The sequence below is a fragment of the Limnohabitans sp. DCL3 genome (assembly GCF_048019295.1).
GTDB lineage: Bacteria > Pseudomonadota > Gammaproteobacteria > Burkholderiales > Burkholderiaceae_C > Limnohabitans_A.
In genome coordinates this window covers 1,219,888-1,235,136 of the sequence record NZ_CP171842.1, presented here as the reverse complement: position 1 = coordinate 1,235,136, position 15,249 = coordinate 1,219,888, and the positions used below count along the sequence as shown (strand labels likewise).

The 15,249-nt window shown below is 59.4% G+C and carries 13 protein-coding genes; 9 read left to right on the top strand and 4 right to left on the bottom strand.

Annotated features, from left to right (window positions below):
* Positions 1 to 62 precede the first annotated feature (62 nt).
* Genes ACHEXK_RS05595 through ACHEXK_RS05580 form a run of 4 tightly spaced genes read left to right on the top strand, consistent with a single transcriptional unit; the run spans position 63 to position 3,725 of the window.
* On the top strand, positions 63 to 1,109 hold the full coding sequence (locus ACHEXK_RS05595) for an NAD(P)/FAD-dependent oxidoreductase (protein WP_416548388.1): 1,047 nt from the start codon (positions 63 to 65) through the stop codon (positions 1,107 to 1,109).
* Between the two features lie 20 nt (positions 1,110 to 1,129).
* Positions 1,130 to 2,023, top strand: coding sequence for a tRNA glutamyl-Q(34) synthetase GluQRS (gene gluQRS, locus ACHEXK_RS05590; protein ID WP_416548386.1), 894 nt, complete (start codon positions 1,130 to 1,132; stop codon positions 2,021 to 2,023).
* Between the two features lie 30 nt (positions 2,024 to 2,053).
* Positions 2,054 to 2,797 carry a tRNA (guanosine(46)-N7)-methyltransferase TrmB gene (trmB, locus tag ACHEXK_RS05585; protein WP_416548385.1) on the top strand — a complete coding sequence of 248 codons (744 nt, stop codon included), beginning with the start codon at positions 2,054 to 2,056 and terminating at the stop codon, positions 2,795 to 2,797.
* 1 nt (position 2,798) lies between these two features.
* The gene (locus ACHEXK_RS05580) at positions 2,799 to 3,725 is read left to right on the top strand and encodes a pseudouridine synthase (protein WP_416548384.1); all 927 of its coding nucleotides are present in this window, start codon (positions 2,799 to 2,801) and stop codon (positions 3,723 to 3,725) included.
* 12 nt (positions 3,726 to 3,737) lie between these two features.
* Here the strand turns inward: ACHEXK_RS05580 and ACHEXK_RS05575 are convergent, their stop codons facing one another.
* The 4 genes from ACHEXK_RS05575 to ACHEXK_RS05560 form a co-directional block, all read right to left on the bottom strand.
* Entirely contained in the window at positions 3,738 to 4,853 is a 1,116-nt protein-coding gene (locus tag ACHEXK_RS05575) for a transglutaminase-like domain-containing protein (protein WP_416548382.1), read from the bottom strand.
* Positions 4,854 to 5,012: 159 nt separating this feature from the next.
* On the bottom strand, positions 5,013 to 5,582 hold the full coding sequence (locus ACHEXK_RS05570; RefSeq protein WP_416548380.1) for a TlpA family protein disulfide reductase: 570 nt from the start codon (positions 5,580 to 5,582) through the stop codon (positions 5,013 to 5,015).
* 44 nt (positions 5,583 to 5,626) lie between these two features.
* Positions 5,627 to 8,278: an alanine--tRNA ligase gene (alaS, locus tag ACHEXK_RS05565; protein WP_416548379.1), complete on the bottom strand. Its 2,652-nt coding sequence runs from the start codon at positions 8,276 to 8,278 to the stop codon at positions 5,627 to 5,629.
* 185 nt (positions 8,279 to 8,463) lie between these two features.
* Positions 8,464 to 9,381, bottom strand: a complete 918-nt coding sequence (locus ACHEXK_RS05560; RefSeq protein WP_416548378.1) for a LysR family transcriptional regulator — start codon at positions 9,379 to 9,381, stop codon at positions 8,464 to 8,466.
* A gap of 196 nt (positions 9,382 to 9,577) precedes the next feature.
* Between ACHEXK_RS05560 and ACHEXK_RS05555 the strand changes: the two genes are divergently transcribed.
* The 5 genes from ACHEXK_RS05555 to ACHEXK_RS05535 all read left to right on the top strand — a co-directional run bounded on the left by ACHEXK_RS05555 (position 9,578) and on the right by ACHEXK_RS05535 (position 15,242).
* Positions 9,578 to 10,738, top strand: coding sequence for an ABC transporter substrate-binding protein (locus tag ACHEXK_RS05555; protein ID WP_416548377.1), 1,161 nt, complete (start codon positions 9,578 to 9,580; stop codon positions 10,736 to 10,738).
* Positions 10,739 to 10,944: 206 nt separating this feature from the next.
* The gene (locus ACHEXK_RS05550; RefSeq protein WP_416548376.1) at positions 10,945 to 11,994 is read left to right on the top strand and encodes an ABC transporter ATP-binding protein; all 1,050 of its coding nucleotides are present in this window, start codon (positions 10,945 to 10,947) and stop codon (positions 11,992 to 11,994) included.
* Positions 11,995 to 11,996: 2 nt separating this feature from the next.
* Positions 11,997 to 12,932 (top strand): ABC transporter permease, encoded by a 936-nt coding sequence (locus tag ACHEXK_RS05545; RefSeq protein ID WP_416548375.1) that lies wholly within the window; start codon positions 11,997 to 11,999, stop codon positions 12,930 to 12,932.
* Positions 12,922 to 13,743: an ABC transporter permease gene (locus tag ACHEXK_RS05540; protein WP_416548373.1), complete on the top strand. Its 822-nt coding sequence runs from the start codon at positions 12,922 to 12,924 to the stop codon at positions 13,741 to 13,743. The genes ACHEXK_RS05545 and ACHEXK_RS05540 overlap by 11 nt, the downstream gene beginning before the upstream one ends.
* Positions 13,744 to 13,787: 44 nt before the next feature.
* Positions 13,788 to 15,242, top strand: a complete 1,455-nt coding sequence (locus ACHEXK_RS05535; protein WP_416548371.1) for a gamma-aminobutyraldehyde dehydrogenase — start codon at positions 13,788 to 13,790, stop codon at positions 15,240 to 15,242.
* The last annotated feature ends 7 nt before the right edge of the window (positions 15,243 to 15,249 follow it).

Below are 15,249 nucleotides of genomic sequence, written 5' to 3'. Positions count from 1 at the left end.
GCCGCATCGGGACAAACCCACCCAAGCCAGATTCACGCGCATTTCTGGGCTAAAGTGGCAGCATGACCACACAACACATCGCCATCATTGGCGTCGGCATGGCCGGCGTCACGTGCGCGCGCACGCTGCGCCAGGCCGGACACAACGTCACTTTGTTCGAAAAAAGTCGAGGCCTCGGCGGACGCATGTCCACGCGCGCCAGTGCTTTTGGCAGCTTTGACCATGGGGCCCAGTACTTCACGGTACGCGACCCCCGTTTTGAGCTGGCCATGGGCACCGCGCCGGGTGTGTGCAAACCCTGGAGTGCCAACGCGGTGCGTGTGCTCGACCCCAATGGACGCGTGATCGAGGCCGGCCTGCCCGGCGGTGAACGCCATTGGGTCGCTGCACCCGGCATGAACGCCTTGGTTAAAGCTTGGGCTGCGCCCTTGGTGGAGGACGGCAATGTCCAGCTGCACACCCGTGTGACGCAGATCATGGCCGACCCGTTGAAGAAAAACGGCTGGCAGTTGCAAACCGAAACCGAAGATGGCGGACAACGCATTTACGCCGGTTTTGACAAAGTGATTTTGGCCATTCCACCCGAACAAGCCAGCGCTTTGCTCCAAGCTTCCCATCAAAGTGCCTTGGCACAACCTTTGGCCAAAGTGACGGTGGCCCCTTGCTGGACGCTCATGCTGGCCTACCCGCAAGCCGTGCAACCGGGCCTGATCACTTTGGGGCCTCAGTGGAATGCGGCCCGCAGCACACACCACCGCATCGCCTGGATGGCGCGTGAGTCCTCCAAGCCTGGGCGTGAGCGCATTGAGCGCTGGACCGTGCAGGCCAGTGCCCCCTGGTCGGCCGAGCACATCAACGACACACCCGAGCGGGTCAAAGGCAAGCTGATCAAGGCCTTTGCCGAAATCACCGGCATCCGCGTGACGCCTGCGCATGCCGAAGTCCACCGTTGGCTGTACGCCAAAACGGGTCAGCCTTTGGGTCAGAGTTTCTTGTGGTCTCAAGCGCAAGGCATTGGGCTGTGCGGCGACTGGTGCCTCGGCCATCGGGTTGAAGATGCTTTTGTCTCGGGCTTGGAGTTGGCTTTGGCGGTGCTGAAAAAACGTTGAACGCGCTGCGCTGAGTCCGGATGACCGAGGTTTACACAGGCCGGTTTGCACCCTCGCCAACCGGCCTTTTGCATGCCGGTTCGCTGGTCGCGGCCCTGGCCAGCTGGCTCGATGCCCGTGCCCATGGCGGTCATTGGCGCGTTCGCATCGAGGACGTTGACAGCCCCCGCTGCGTGGACGGCGCTGATCTGGCCATCTTGCAGCAGCTGACCACCTGTGGCTTGGTGCCCGATGCGGCCGTGCTTTACCAAAGCCAGCGCGGCGGCGCCTACACCAGCGCCCTGCAGACCTTGGTGGACAAAGGTTGGGCCTACCCTTGCGCTTGTTCGCGCAAAGAAATTGAAGCCGCGCAAACCGTGACCCGGCACAGCGCCGCCATTTACCCCGGCACGTGCCGTGATGGCCTCAGGGGCAAACCCGCACGCGCGTGGCGGTTGAATGTTCAAGCCGTGCAAGCCGAGCTGGGCTTACCGGCCCTCACACACTGGTTTGACCGCCGATTGGGGCCGCAAGAGCAAAACGTGGGACAAGAAGTGGGCGATTTTGTGCTTCGACGCGCCGATGGTTTGTGGGCTTACCAACTGGCCGTGGTGGTGGACGACGCGGCTCAAGGTATCACCCATGTGGTGCGCGGAGAAGACTTGGTCGACAACACGGCCAGGCAAATTGTTTTGCAAGCCGCCTTGGGCCTGCCCACGCCGCGTTACTTGCATACGCCACTGGTGCTGGGCACCCATGGTGAAAAACTCAGCAAACAAAACGGGGCAATAGCGCTGAATTTACAAACGCCGCAAGCTGCCCTGGCGGCACTCCAATCGGCAGCGCGAGTGCTGGGCTTGCCTGCGCTGCCGGCGCCAATCACCACAACCCAAGCACTCGAAAAGTGGGTGGCAATGCACCAATCACCCCGATAATCTCAGGCTTTGCACACTCAACCTGCCCCCATGACGATGCCTGAAGACCATGCAACTGCCGCACCGGCGCCTGAAACGCCAGACGCCCAAGACACCCCCTTCATGCGCCAAATCAAAACCTATGTGCTGCGTGCCGGGCGCATGGGCTCGGGCCAAGTGCGGGCATTTGAGCAATTCGGCCCGAAATTCCTGATCCCCTACAAACCCGAGCGCCTGGATGTGCAGGCCGCCTTTGGGCGCAGCGCCCCCCTGGTTCTGGAAATCGGTTTTGGCATGGGCGACGCCACCGCCAAAATTGCCCACGTTCGGCCCAACGACAACTTTTTGTGCTGCGAAGTGCATGAACCCGGCGTGGGCGCCTTGCTCAAGCGCTGCGGCGAGGAAAGTATTGGCAACATCCGCATCGTTCAGCACGACGCCATTGAGGTCATGGACCACATGCTGGGCCCAGACAGCCTGGACGGCGTGCACATTTTCTTTCCGGACCCTTGGCACAAAAGCCGCCACCACAAGCGCCGGCTGATCCAGTCGCCGTTCATCCAGCGCTTGGCCCAACACATCCGACCTGGCGGTTACTTGCACTTGGCCACCGACTGGCAGCCCTATTCCGAACAGATGATGGGCGTGCTGCGTGCCGAGCCCCTGTTGGTCAACTCCAGCGCGTCGGCAGACGGCTTTGCCGCCAAGCCCGACTACCGCCCCCTGACGAAATTTGAAAACAGGGGCCTGAAACTCGGCCACGGCGTGTGGGACCTGGTGTTCCGCCGCGTCTGACATGCGCGAAGCAGGGCACGCTGTCCCCTTGCCCTTGCGAGGCAATCAGTTGCCCATGCGCGATGGCGTGAGCGCCAGCGTGGTTTCGGTGCCCCAAGGCGCCGCCAACGTGCTCGACTTTCTGGCCCAGCGCATGCCCGGCATCTCGCGCAGCGCATGGGCCGAGCGCTTGGCCCAAGGGCTGGTGCTGCACGAAGACGGCCAAACCGCCCTGCCCCACCACCGCTGCCCACCTGGCCAGCGCTTGTATTACTACCGCCATCTGGCCGATGAACCGGCCCTGCCGTTTCAGGCGCGCATCCTGTTCGAAGACGTGCACTTGCTGGTGGCCGACAAACCGCATTTCATGCCCGTGACGCCGTCGGGCCGTTATGTGCAGCAAAGCCTGCTGGTGCAACTCAAGCGCCTGACGGACTGTGCCGATTTGGTGCCGCTGCACCGCATCGACCGAGAAACGGCGGGATTGGTGCTGCTGGGCAAACGCTTGCCAGACCGCGATGCTTACCATGCGCTGTTTCGCGACAAAAACATTCACAAGATTTACCACGCGGTCGCTGCTGCGCCGACAAAAACCTTGCCGCAGGTGTATGCCAGCCGCTTGGTGCCCGGCGAGCCCTTTTTCAGAACGAAAGAAGTGGCAGGCCCCGCCAACAGCGAGACCCGCATCCGGGTGTTGAAGACTCAAGGCGATCGGGCGCTGTACCAACTCGAACCCGTGACGGGCAAACGTCACCAGCTGCGGGTGCACATGAACGCTTTGGGCCTGCCGATGCAGGGCGATGCCTTCTACCCCACGGTCTTGCGCGGCCCGGATGCACCCGACGACTTCAGCCAGCCCCTGCAACTGCTGGCGCAATCGATCGCCTTCACCGACCCCCACACGGGCCAAGCCCGTGTGTTTGAAAGCCAACAGCAACTGACGCTGTGACCGGCTTGGCGCTCAGCCTTTGATCTCGTTGGCTGTGATCGTGTACTTGAACGCGTCGGGCGTGTAGGAGTCCAAACGACCTTCAGCCGTCTCAGCCACGGGGTACATCAAGAAATTGGCCACCCCCCCTTTGGCGCCAGGCAGGCTCACGTCGTGTGCGCTGTTCCAAGCCATCCAGTTGCCCTCCCAGCCGCCAAACAAATGCTTGTACACCGGGGCCACCACGGGGTGATCCGTTTTCTTGATCCACTCGGCGGTTTCCAGTCGCATCACTTTGGCCACATCGGCCGGGTCCATCGCCACCCAGCCACGGGCTTGCAAATACACCTCGGCGCGGCAGTGCTGTGCGCCCTTGAGACTGGCCGGATTGCCCGACAGTTCTTTGTAGCCAAACGCCGATGGGGCCAGGCGGATGCCGTAGACATCGCGAGCAGGCAAACCCACCGCGCGGCACAGGCCCACAAACAAAGCGTTCAGGTCGGCGCACTTGCCGCCCAGGTTGCCGGTTTCCAGCATGGTCTTGATGTCGCCTTCGCCGCAGCCGCGTGTCTTGGGGTCACGGAAAGCGTTGCTCACCACCCAGTCGTAAATGGCGCGGGCTTTTTGTTCGTCGGTCTTCGCGCCTTTGGTGGCCGCCATGGCCGTGGTGCGCACGATGCCATCGGTGGGCAGCAAACGTGTCGGACGCGTGTAATGGCGCAAGGTGTCGGCGCTTTCGGCCACGAACGCGCGGCCCGCGCTCATCTCAGCGGCACGGTTTTGGGTTCTCACACGGCTGGTGACCTCGATCACAGGGCGCACACCTGTGGCGAATTCGGCCGACACAAAACGAGCGCCTTCCACCAGATCGCTGCCCATGCGGGCGGTACCGTTGCTGCTGAAGCGGGTGTCCAAAGATTGTTGCCAAGCCGTGTCCATGCTGGGCACGGGCAACCAGACGCGGGTCGCACCCTGTGGGTCGGCGATTTCAACGCGGGTGGTCACCTCAAAGGTGCGCCAAGTGCCCACTTCGGGGGCAAAGCGGCGTTCAGCCGGGGCCGTGGTTTGGGCGTGCAACCAAGTGGGTGCAGCGATCATGGCGCCCAGAGCGGCGCCTCCTTTGAGCAAAGAGCGGCGAGCGGTGGTCATGGAAAGAACTCCGAAATAAGGATGAGACCTGTCGGCACACACAAGGCGTTGAGAAAACGCCAATGCCCCGAAGGCAGGTCGCCCGGCACAAAGCGTGCAAAGCCCGGCGATTATGACCGACCGCGTCGGCCTGTTTGAACGGGTGCGGGACCCAGCGCATTACTTGGAGGCGGACTGGGATGTCGCGGGCAGGGCTTGCAAGTCCTTCAACCAAGCCCGAGCCATGGGACCGTTCCAATCCAGGTCACCCACCACCCGCCAACGCGCCCGGCCATCCGGCCCAATCAAGACCGTGGTCGGGTAAATGCGCACGCCCCACTGCCGCGTTAAATCGCCTTGAGGGTCCAGCACCACCGGCAAATCCAGGTGCTGCGCCGCCATGAATCGGCGCACCGTGCTGGGCGTTTCTTTCACATTGATGCCGATCACGACCGCTGGACGCGCGTCGCTTGCGCCTGGGCTTGGGTCTTTGTGCAAGGCCTGCAAAGAGGGCATCTCCTCTTTGCAGGGGCCGCACCAAGTGGCCCAGAAGTTGAGCACCACCACCTGGCCTTTCAGCGCTGCGCTGGTCCAGTGCTGGCCATGAAGGTCCACCATGTCGATGGCAGGCGTGGCCTGGGTGCGGGGCCAGGGGGTTTTGTCGAACTGGGCATGCGCCAAGCCCAGCCCAACCCAAGCCAGCAAAGCCAGGCACAGGTGCCATAAAAAACGGCGTCCGTTTTTCAACATGACGCCGCCTGCAGCTTGAACAAGCGTTCCAAGCCGGCCCCCGGTCAGAGCCGCTCAGTCACCCAAGCCTGCACACTGGCCATCGCCGCCGGCAAAGCTGCGGCATTGGTACCGCCGGCCATCGCCATGTCGGGCTTGCCACCGCCTTTGCCGCCCACTTGGCCCGCCACAAAGCTGGCCAACTCGCCCGCCTTGACTTTGCCGGTGGTGTCGGCGCTCACACCTGCAGCGATCTGCACCTTCTCACCGTCCACCGCCGTGAGCACGATCACAGCGGTTTTCATCTTGTCCTTGAGCTTGTCCATGGTGTCGCGCAGGGTCTTGGCATCCGCGCCATCCAGCTTGGCCACCAAGAGCTTGATGCCCTTGACGTCCATGGCTTGCGTCATCAGTTCATCACCCTGGGCAGAAGCGAGCTTGCCTTTGGCCGCAGCCAGTTCTTTCTCCAGCGCCTTGACCTGGTCGAGCACCTGCGCGATGCGGGCATTCAATTCGGCAGGCTGGGCCTTGAGCGTGCCCGCGGCTTGGCTCACGGTGTCTTCCAGTGTTTGCAAATAGGCCAGTGCGTTTTGGCCCGTCACCGCCTCGATGCGGCGCACGCCAGCGGCCACGCCGCCCTCGCCGACGATCTTGAACAGGCCAATGTCGCCCGTGGCTTTGACATGGGTGCCGCCGCACAGCTCGCGGCTGGAGCCAATGTCGAGCACGCGCACGGTTTCGCCATACTTCTCGCCAAACAGCATCATCGCGCCGGTTTTCTGGGCGCTTTCGATGTCCATGACGCGCGCTTGAGCCGCAGCGTTGGCCAAGATTTCGGCGTTCACACGCGCTTCGATTTCCCGGATTTCGGCATCGGTCACGGGCGCGTTGTGCGCAAAGTCAAAGCGGGTGCGATCGGCGTTGACCAAGCTGCCCTTTTGCTGCACATGGCTGCCCAGCACTTCGCGCAGGGCTTTGTGCATCAAGTGCGTGGCGGAGTGGTTGCGCACGGTGGCGGCACGCAGGCCCAAGTCCACATGCGCCTGCACCGCGTCGCCCACTTTGAGGCTGCCGGACTTGATTTCGCCATGGTGGCCAAACACATCGGCCTTGATCTTGAGCGTATCCAACACGTTGAACTGGCCGCCCGCGTTGTGGATCGTGCCTTGGTCGCCCACCTGCCCGCCCGACTCGGCATAAAACGGGGTGGTGTCCAGCACCACCACGCCGGCTTGGCCCGCATTGAGTTCGGTCACGGCATTGCCGTCGACGTACAAGGCCAGCACTTTGGCGTTGGCCGTCAGCGCGTCGTAGCCCACAAAGTCGTTGCCTGCACCGGTGTACTCGAGCGCCTTGTCCATCTTGAACTTGCCAGCAGCCCGGGCCTGGGCTTTTTGCTTTTCCATGGCCACGGCAAAACCGGCTTCGTCCACACTCAAGCCGCGCTCACGGCACACATCGGCCGACAAGTCGAGTGGGAAACCATAGGTGTCGTGCAGCTTGAAGGCCACCTCACCGGGTAAAACTTTCACACCTGCGTCGAGGGCCGCATCCAAAATTTGCATGCCGCTTTGCAACGTTTCAAAAAAGCGCTCTTCTTCCACGCGCAAAACGTCTGCAATGCGCTCGGCCTGATCGGCCATGTTGGGGTAAGCCGCGCCCATGAGTTTGACCAAATCGGGCACCAGCTTGTGGAAGAAAGGTGTTTTCTGGCCCAACAAATAACCATGGCGAATGGCGCGGCGGATGATGCGGCGCTGCACATAGCCCCGGCCTTCGTTGCTCGGCACCACGCCGTCGCTCACCAAGAACGCGGTGGCACGGATGTGGTCGGCGATCACGCGCAGCGACTTGTTGTTCAGATCGGTGCAGCCGGTCTCGCGCGATGCGGCTTTGATCAGCGCGTCAAAAATATCGATTTCGTAGTTGCTGTGTACGTGCTGCAAGATGGCGGCCAAACGCTCCAAGCCCATGCCCGTGTCCACACAAGGCGCGGGCAGTGGCGTGACGGCCCCAGTTTCGTCCATGTTGAACTGCATGAACACGTTGTTCCAGATCTCAATGAAGCGGTCCCCGTCTTCATCGGGGCTGCCCGGTGGGCCGCCAGGAATGTGCGCACCGTGGTCGTAAAAAATCTCGGAGCATGGGCCACATGGTCCGGTGTCGGCCATCATCCAGAAGTTGTCGGACTTATAGCGACCGCCCTTGTTGTCGCCAATGCGGATGATGCGGTTCTCTTGCTTGATGCGCTCAGGCGTCCAGCCGGCTTTGACAAAAATGCCTTCCCAAATGCCATGGGCCTCATCGTCTTCCATGTAGACGGTGGCGTAGAGCTTGTCGGCAGGCAGTTTGTACACCTGCGTCAATAGCTCCCAAGCCCACTCCAGCGATTCACGCTTGAAATAGTCGCCAAACGACCAGTTGCCCAGCATCTCAAAGAAGGTGTGGTGGCGGGCGGTGTAGCCCACGTTCTCCAGGTCGTTGTGCTTGCCACCGGCCCGCAAGCAAGCTTGCACCGAGGCGGCACGCACATAACTGCGCTTGTCCGAGCCCAGAAACACGTCCTTGAACTGAACCATGCCCGAGTTGGTGAACATCAAAGTGGGGTCATTGCCCGGCACCAAGGGGCTGGACGCCACCACGGTGTGGCCCTTGGACTCGAAAAAGTCCAGAAAAGTCTTGCGGATGTCGGCGACGGAAGTCAGGGCTTGGCTCATAGGGGGGGTCTTTGCTGATGGTGCGCGTTAAATGCAGCCCATCATTATAAGTTTGCGCTATAGGCTGAACGCAGCCGAACCTACCCCGTAGCAACGCCCCTCATTGCGCCACACCGTCATGGCTCAGACCGTCAATGCATCAATGCAAAGAGAATCTGACAATGTTCACGCCAAGTTGCCCCTCGTCAACGCGCCCTTTGCCTTCGCGATTGCTCGCGCGCCAACTCGATGAATTCGGTCACCACCATGCGCGTTTGAGAGCCACGTCGCCACACCAAACCCACATCCACAGAGGGCGCGGCATCGCGCAAGCTGCGCACTTGCACATGGTCGGCATCCAAGGTCCAGGGACGGTACAAAAAATCAGGCAGCAAGGTGATGCCCGCGCCAATACCCACCAGTGAGCGCACCGCCTCCAGCGAGCTGCTGCGCATCAACACAGGGGGGTGGAAGCCCTGTTGCATCCACAAGCCTTGTGTCACGCTTTCGATGCGGTCGGCCTCCAGAACCACCTGCGGGTAGGCAGCACATTCGGCCAACAACAACTCTCCCTTTTCAGCCAACGGGTGCGCAGAGGCCATCCACACGCGGTTGGAAGAACGTATCAGGGCCTCCACCTCCAAAGCCTGTGGTTCGCCCAATGCATTGCAGACCATGATGGCCAAATCCACCTCGCCATTGATGAGCAAATGCTCCAAAAACAAGGGGGTTTCTTCGACGACCGAGATCGTGACAGAGGGGTGGGAGCGTTGGAATTTTGCAAACAAATCGGCCAAATAATAGCCAGCCACCAAACTGGTCACACCAATGGTCAAGTTGCCGCTGAGCGTTGTCGGCTTGCCACGATCGAGCTGGCCTGCCTCTGCCACGGCGGCAATCACTTTGCGGGCATTGGCCTGAAAACGGTGACCGTCTTGGGTGAGCAGCATGCCTTTGGCACTGCGCTCGAACAGCTTCACGCCCAAGCTGTCCTCCAACTCTTGAATGCTCTTGGTCAGCGCCGACTGCGCGATGCTGATCATGCGGGCCGCCGCCGCAACCGAACTTGTTTCTGAAACTGCCAAAAAGTAACGGAATTGCTTGAGCGTGATGTGGCGTTGCATAGATCGCTTGAAATCAGAGGGTTATCCCGATGTATCTTATTTATAGATATCAAGAAATTCAAATAATGAACTTTTAAAACACAATAGTAAACATTAAAGTGCCCTGGTCTTGGGGATCGCAGGCTATTTTTGCAAAGCACCGCTCAACCCAAGCCCAGCCATTTTTGGCAACCAACCACTCACTGGGGGAGACGACATGAAAAAGATGACTTACGCCACCATGGCGGCCGGCTTGCTGCTGCTGTCCAACACGGGACAGGCGCAAAACATGGTGCAAAAAATGGGTAAAGGCGAAGGCCAAGTTGACATCGTGGCTTGGGCCGGCTACATGGAGCGCGGCGCGACCGATAAAAACTTTGATTGGGTCACTGGTTTTGAAAAATCCACGGGTTGCAGGGTCAATGTGAAGACAGCGGGCACATCCGACGAAATGGTGGCTCTCATGAACGAAGGCGGCTTTGACTTGGTCACGGCCTCAGGCGATGCCAGCACACGCTTGATTCGTGGAAAAAAAGTCCAGCCCATCAACATTGCCCTTATACCCAGCTACAAAAACATCGACACCCGTTTGCAAAAAGCCGCCTGGCATTTCGACTCAGGCAAGCACTATGGCGTGCCTTACCAATGGGGCTGGAACGTGCTGATGTACAACACCAAGGTGTTTGGCGACAAAAAGCCCAACAGCTGGAGCGTGGTGTTTGAAGAGCAAAACCTGCCTGATGGCAAAAGCAACAAAGGCCGCGTACAAGCGTTTGATGGCCCCATCTACATCGCGGACGCGGCGCTGTACCTGATGAAGAAAAATCCAGCACTGGGCATCAAAGATCCCTACGAACTCAACGAGGTGCAATACAAAGCCGCCTTGGACCTGCTTCGGGGTCAACGCAAGTTGGTGGGCAAATACTGGCACGACGCGTTTGTGCAAATTGACGATTTCACCAACGAGGGCGTGGTGGCATCGAGCAGCTGGCAGTTCCAAGCCAATATCTTGGGCTCAAAAAAAGCCCCCATCGCCACCGTCGTTCCCGTTGAGGGTGCCACGGGGTGGGCCGATTCCACCATGATGCACGCCGAGGCAAAACACCCCAACTGCGCATACCAGTGGCTGGAGCATTCGCTCAACCCCAAATTGCAAGGTGATTTGTCGGCTTGGTTTGGTTCAGTGCCTGCGGTGCCTGCGGCATGCAAGGGCAACAAACTGTTGGGCGACGAAGGCTGTGCGCGTCAGGGTTACAACGATTTTGCACGCATATCGTTTTGGAAAACGCCCACCAGCCAATGCGCCAGCCAAAACAACCAGTGTGTGCCTTATCACAAGTGGGCATCTGACTACATCGCAATCTTGGGCGGTCGCTGACAGCCCCGCTTGGTCCATGTGAACCCAGGCATGGCCCGCATGCGGGTGTACGCCGCATCATCTTGTGCGATGTACGCGGTAACAACGCGGCAAAGCCGCCTGCACACCAGCCCTGACAGACCCCCATGGTCCGTCAGGCCGTAGCAACCGCAGCCGGTGTTGTTGCCATACCCGTTTTTTGATTGTTCTAACCAGAAAGCCTCTACATGACTTCGGCTGTGAGTTTGCGCGATGTGTCGTGCGTGTTTCGTTCTGCGGGTAAAACCGTGCACGCGGTGGCAGGCATCGATTTGCAAGTCCAAGCGGGTGAATTTTTCACACTACTGGGGCCCTCGGGTTCAGGCAAAACCACCTGCCTGAGGATGATCGGGGGCTTCACATTGCCTACCAAAGGACTCATCAGCATTCACGGCCAAGACGTGAGCCAGCTGCCGCCTTATGCCCGTCCTGTCAACACGGTGTTTCAAGACTACGCCTTGTTTCCGCACATGAGCATTTTGGACAACGTTGCTTATGGCTTGATGGTGCGCGGCGTTGACCTAAGCACACGCGAAAAAAAAGCCCAGCAATTGCTCGATACGGTGCAATTGTCTGAAGTCGGTCAACGCAAACCCGGGCAGCTCTCGGGAGGTCAGCGCCAACGCGTAGCACTGGCGCGAGCACTCATCAATGCGCCGCGTGTGCTGTTGTTGGACGAGCCCCTTGGGGCTTTGGACTTGAAGCTGCGCGAACAAATGCAAACCGAACTCAAAAGCTTGCAGCGCCAGCTGGGCATCACCTTCATATTCGTGACACACGACCAGCATGAGGCGCTGTCCATGAGTGACCGCATTGGCGTGTTCAACCAAGGCCGTTTGGAACAAGTGGCCACACCGTCTGAGCTGTACGCTCGCCCGACCACACGCTTTGTTGCCGAATTTGTTGGAGCGGCCAACGTCTTGCAAGGTGAGCAGGCACATCGCTACGCGGCTGTGCAGGCCTTGATGATTCGCCCTGAGTGCATAACGCTGCTGTGGGACAGCAGTGAAACCAGCACCTCGCAAACCATGATCCACTCGGCGGCACGGTTGCGTGCGCGCGTGCAAGAGGCCCATTTTTTTGGTGCATTTTGGCGCATGCACATGCAGCCCGAGCACGGGGGTGCCCACTTGCTAGTGGATGTGCCGGTGCAAAGCGGCCAAGCGGCCCCCCCACCAGGGGCTATGGCCACCCTGTGCTGGCCTAACGAAGCCATGCACGCCTTGAAGGTGGACTGAATATGAACCCCACGCACACCGTCCACCGTGGTTGGATTGAACGCTTTTCTACCTTTCTGTACACCCGTCGTGGTCTGACGCTGGGCTTGTTGCTCACGCCACCTTTGCTGTGGTTTGGCATTGTTTATCTGGGCTCTTTGTTCAGTTTGCTGGCCAACAGTTTTTTCCATCTGGACGATTTCACCGGCCAAGTCGTGCGTGAGATAGGTTGGTCTAACTTTGTAGAAATTTTCAGCCCAACGCACTTGGATGTGGCTTGGCGCAGCACGGCCATGGCGATCAGCGTGACACTGGCCTGTGTGGTCCTGGGGTTTCCGATGGCCTACTACATGGCGCGCCATGCCCGTGGCACACAAAAAGCGCTGCTGTGTGTAGCGGTGATGCTGCCGCTGTGGTCCAGCTATTTGGTGCGCCTGTACGCTTGGAAATTGCTGCTAGCCAAAGAAGGTGCGGTGTCGTGGTTACTGCACAGCTTGCATTTGCACACGGGACTCGATGCCTTGTTGTCCCTGCCGTGGATCGGTGGCAGTTCACTGAGTTTTTCGCCTTTGGGCACCTTCATGGTGTTTGTTTACATGTGGTTGCCGTTCATGGTGTTGCCCATCATGGCTGCGATTGAGCGCATCCCCGGCGCTTACCTGGAGGCCTCAGCCGACTTGGGCGCAAGCCCTTGGCAAACTTTGCGGCATGTGATTTTTCCTCTCACCATGCCGGGCATTGCGGCGGGCTCAATTTTCACCTTCGCGCTCACCTTGGGTGACTACATCATCCCTCAAGTGATCGGCAACTCCACGCTCTACATCGGGCAAGTGGTGTACCGCCAGCAAGGCGTGGCGGGAAATTTGCCATTTGCTGCTGCATTCTCACTCGTGCCAATTTTAATCATTGGTGTTTACCTTTGGTTGGCCAAACGCAAAGGGGCTTTTGATGCGCTTTGATTCAGTTTCAAAACCTCGCTTGGGTGCGTCCTTGGGGCTCAAGCTGGCAACGGCTTTGGGCGTGCTGTTTTTGCACATCCCACTGGCGCTGATCGTGCTCTACGCCTTCAGCAGAGAAGACAAAAACTATGTCTTTCCGCCCCCGGCTTTGACCACCCAATGGTTTGCTATGGCCTTGGAGCGCCAAGACGTGTGGGACGCGATGGCCCTGTCTTTTCAAGTGGCCCTGTGGGCCACGGGCATTGCGGTTGTGCTGGGCACTTTGGCCGCAGGGGCTTTGGCGCGCAGCACGTTTTTTGGCCGTGAGACTATCAACTTGCTGCTGATCTTACCCATTGCGCTGCCTGGGGTCATCACCGGCATTGCTATGCGCTCGGCTTACCACGCCATGGAGATTCCGTTCAGCTTTTGGACCATTGTGATTGGGCACGCCACGTTTTGTGTGGTGGTGGTCTACAACAATGCCGTGGCTCGGTTGCGACGTATCAGCCCCAGTTTAATTGAAGCGTCCATGGACTTGGGTGCCAACGCCTTTCAAACCTTTCGCCATGTGTTGTTGCCGCAACTGGCCTCGGCCTTGCTAGCGGGCGGTTTGTTGGCCTTTGCACTGAGTTTTGACGAAGTCATCATTACCACGTTCACAGCGGGCCAGCAAACAACGCTGCCCATTTGGATGCTGCAAGAGCTGATTCGTCCACGCCAACGCCCCGTCACCAACGTCGTTGCCGTGTTCATGATCGCCTTGACTTTCATCCCCATCGTGGCGGCCTACTGGCTCACCCGTGCCGACGAAGACAGCCAAAACCGCTAAAAGCACACACGCTCTTTTATCTTTGTCCTTGAGGATTTTTTAACATGAAAAAAGACACGCCAACCCACTTGATCTACCCCACCGACTTACTGATCGCCCAAGAAATGGTGCAAGGCGAAGGTGCCGCAGAGCCCATTTTCAACCCCGCAACAGGCGAAGTGCTGTGCCTTGTACACGAAGCGTCAGCACAGCAAGTCCACAAGGCTGTCGAGGCAGCCAGCAAAGCTTGGGGCACTTGGTCGCAAACCACCCCCGCCGAGCGCAGCCAGTTGCTGCTCAAACTGGCCCAAGCGATTGAAGACAATGCGACGCAGTTTGCACGACTTGAATCGCTCAACTGCGGCAAGCCTTATGCCCGCGCACTGGAAGACGAAATTCCCGCCATTGCCGACTGCTTTCGCTATTTCGCGGGCGCGGCACGCTGCATGAACGGCTCGATTGCAGGCGAATATTTAGCCGGCCACACCAGCATGATTCGGCGTGACGCGATTGGCGTGATCGCCTCAATCGCGCCTTGGAACTACCCCCTCATGATGGCCGCGTGGAAAGCCGCGCCCGCACTGGCCGCTGGCAACACCGTGGTCCTCAAACCCAGCGAGCAAACCCCTTTGACAGCACTGCTGCTGGGGCGCATTGCGGCGGACATCTTGCCCAAAGGCGTGATCAATGTGATTTGTGGGCGCGGCGCCAGCGTGGGCCAGCCCTTGGTGGAGCACGCCCAAGTGCGCATGGTCTCGGTGACAGGCGACGTGTCGACGGGCCGCAAAATTTTGCAAGCCGCGACAGGCACACTCAAGCGCACTCATTTGGAATTGGGCGGCAAAGCTCCGGTGATCGTGTTTGACGATGTCAATTTGGATGACGTGGTGGCGGGCATTCGCACCTTTGGCTACTACAACGCGGGCCAAGACTGCACCGCCGCTTGCCGCATTTACGCGGGTGCCAAAATTTACGACAAGCTGGTGGCCGAACTCAGCTGCGCGGTATCCACGCTCAATATGGGCACACAAGATGAAGATGGCGTGGAGCTGGGGCCCTTGATCTCCGAGCGCCAACGCAACCGCGTGGCCAGCTTTGTCGAACGCGCGCAAATGAGCCCACACATGGAAGTCACCACCGGCGGAAAAATGCGTCCGGGCACAGGCTATTTTTATGAACCCACGGTGATTGCCGGTGCCTTGCAAGACGATGAAATCGTGCGCCGCGAGGTATTTGGCCCAGTCGTCTCGATCACCCGCTTTCGAGATGCAGAACAAGTGGTGGGTTGGGCCAACGATTCGGACTACGGCTTGGCCTCCAGTGTTTGGACGCAAGACATCTCACGCGCCATGCGCGTGGCGAGTGCGCTGCAATACGGCTGCACTTGGATCAACACCCACTTCATGCTGGTCAACGAAATGCCGCACGGGGGCCTGAAGTCTTCGGGCTACGGCAAAGACATGTCCATGTACGCGCTGGAGGACTACACCGTACCGCGCCACGTGATGATCAAACTTTAAAAAAATC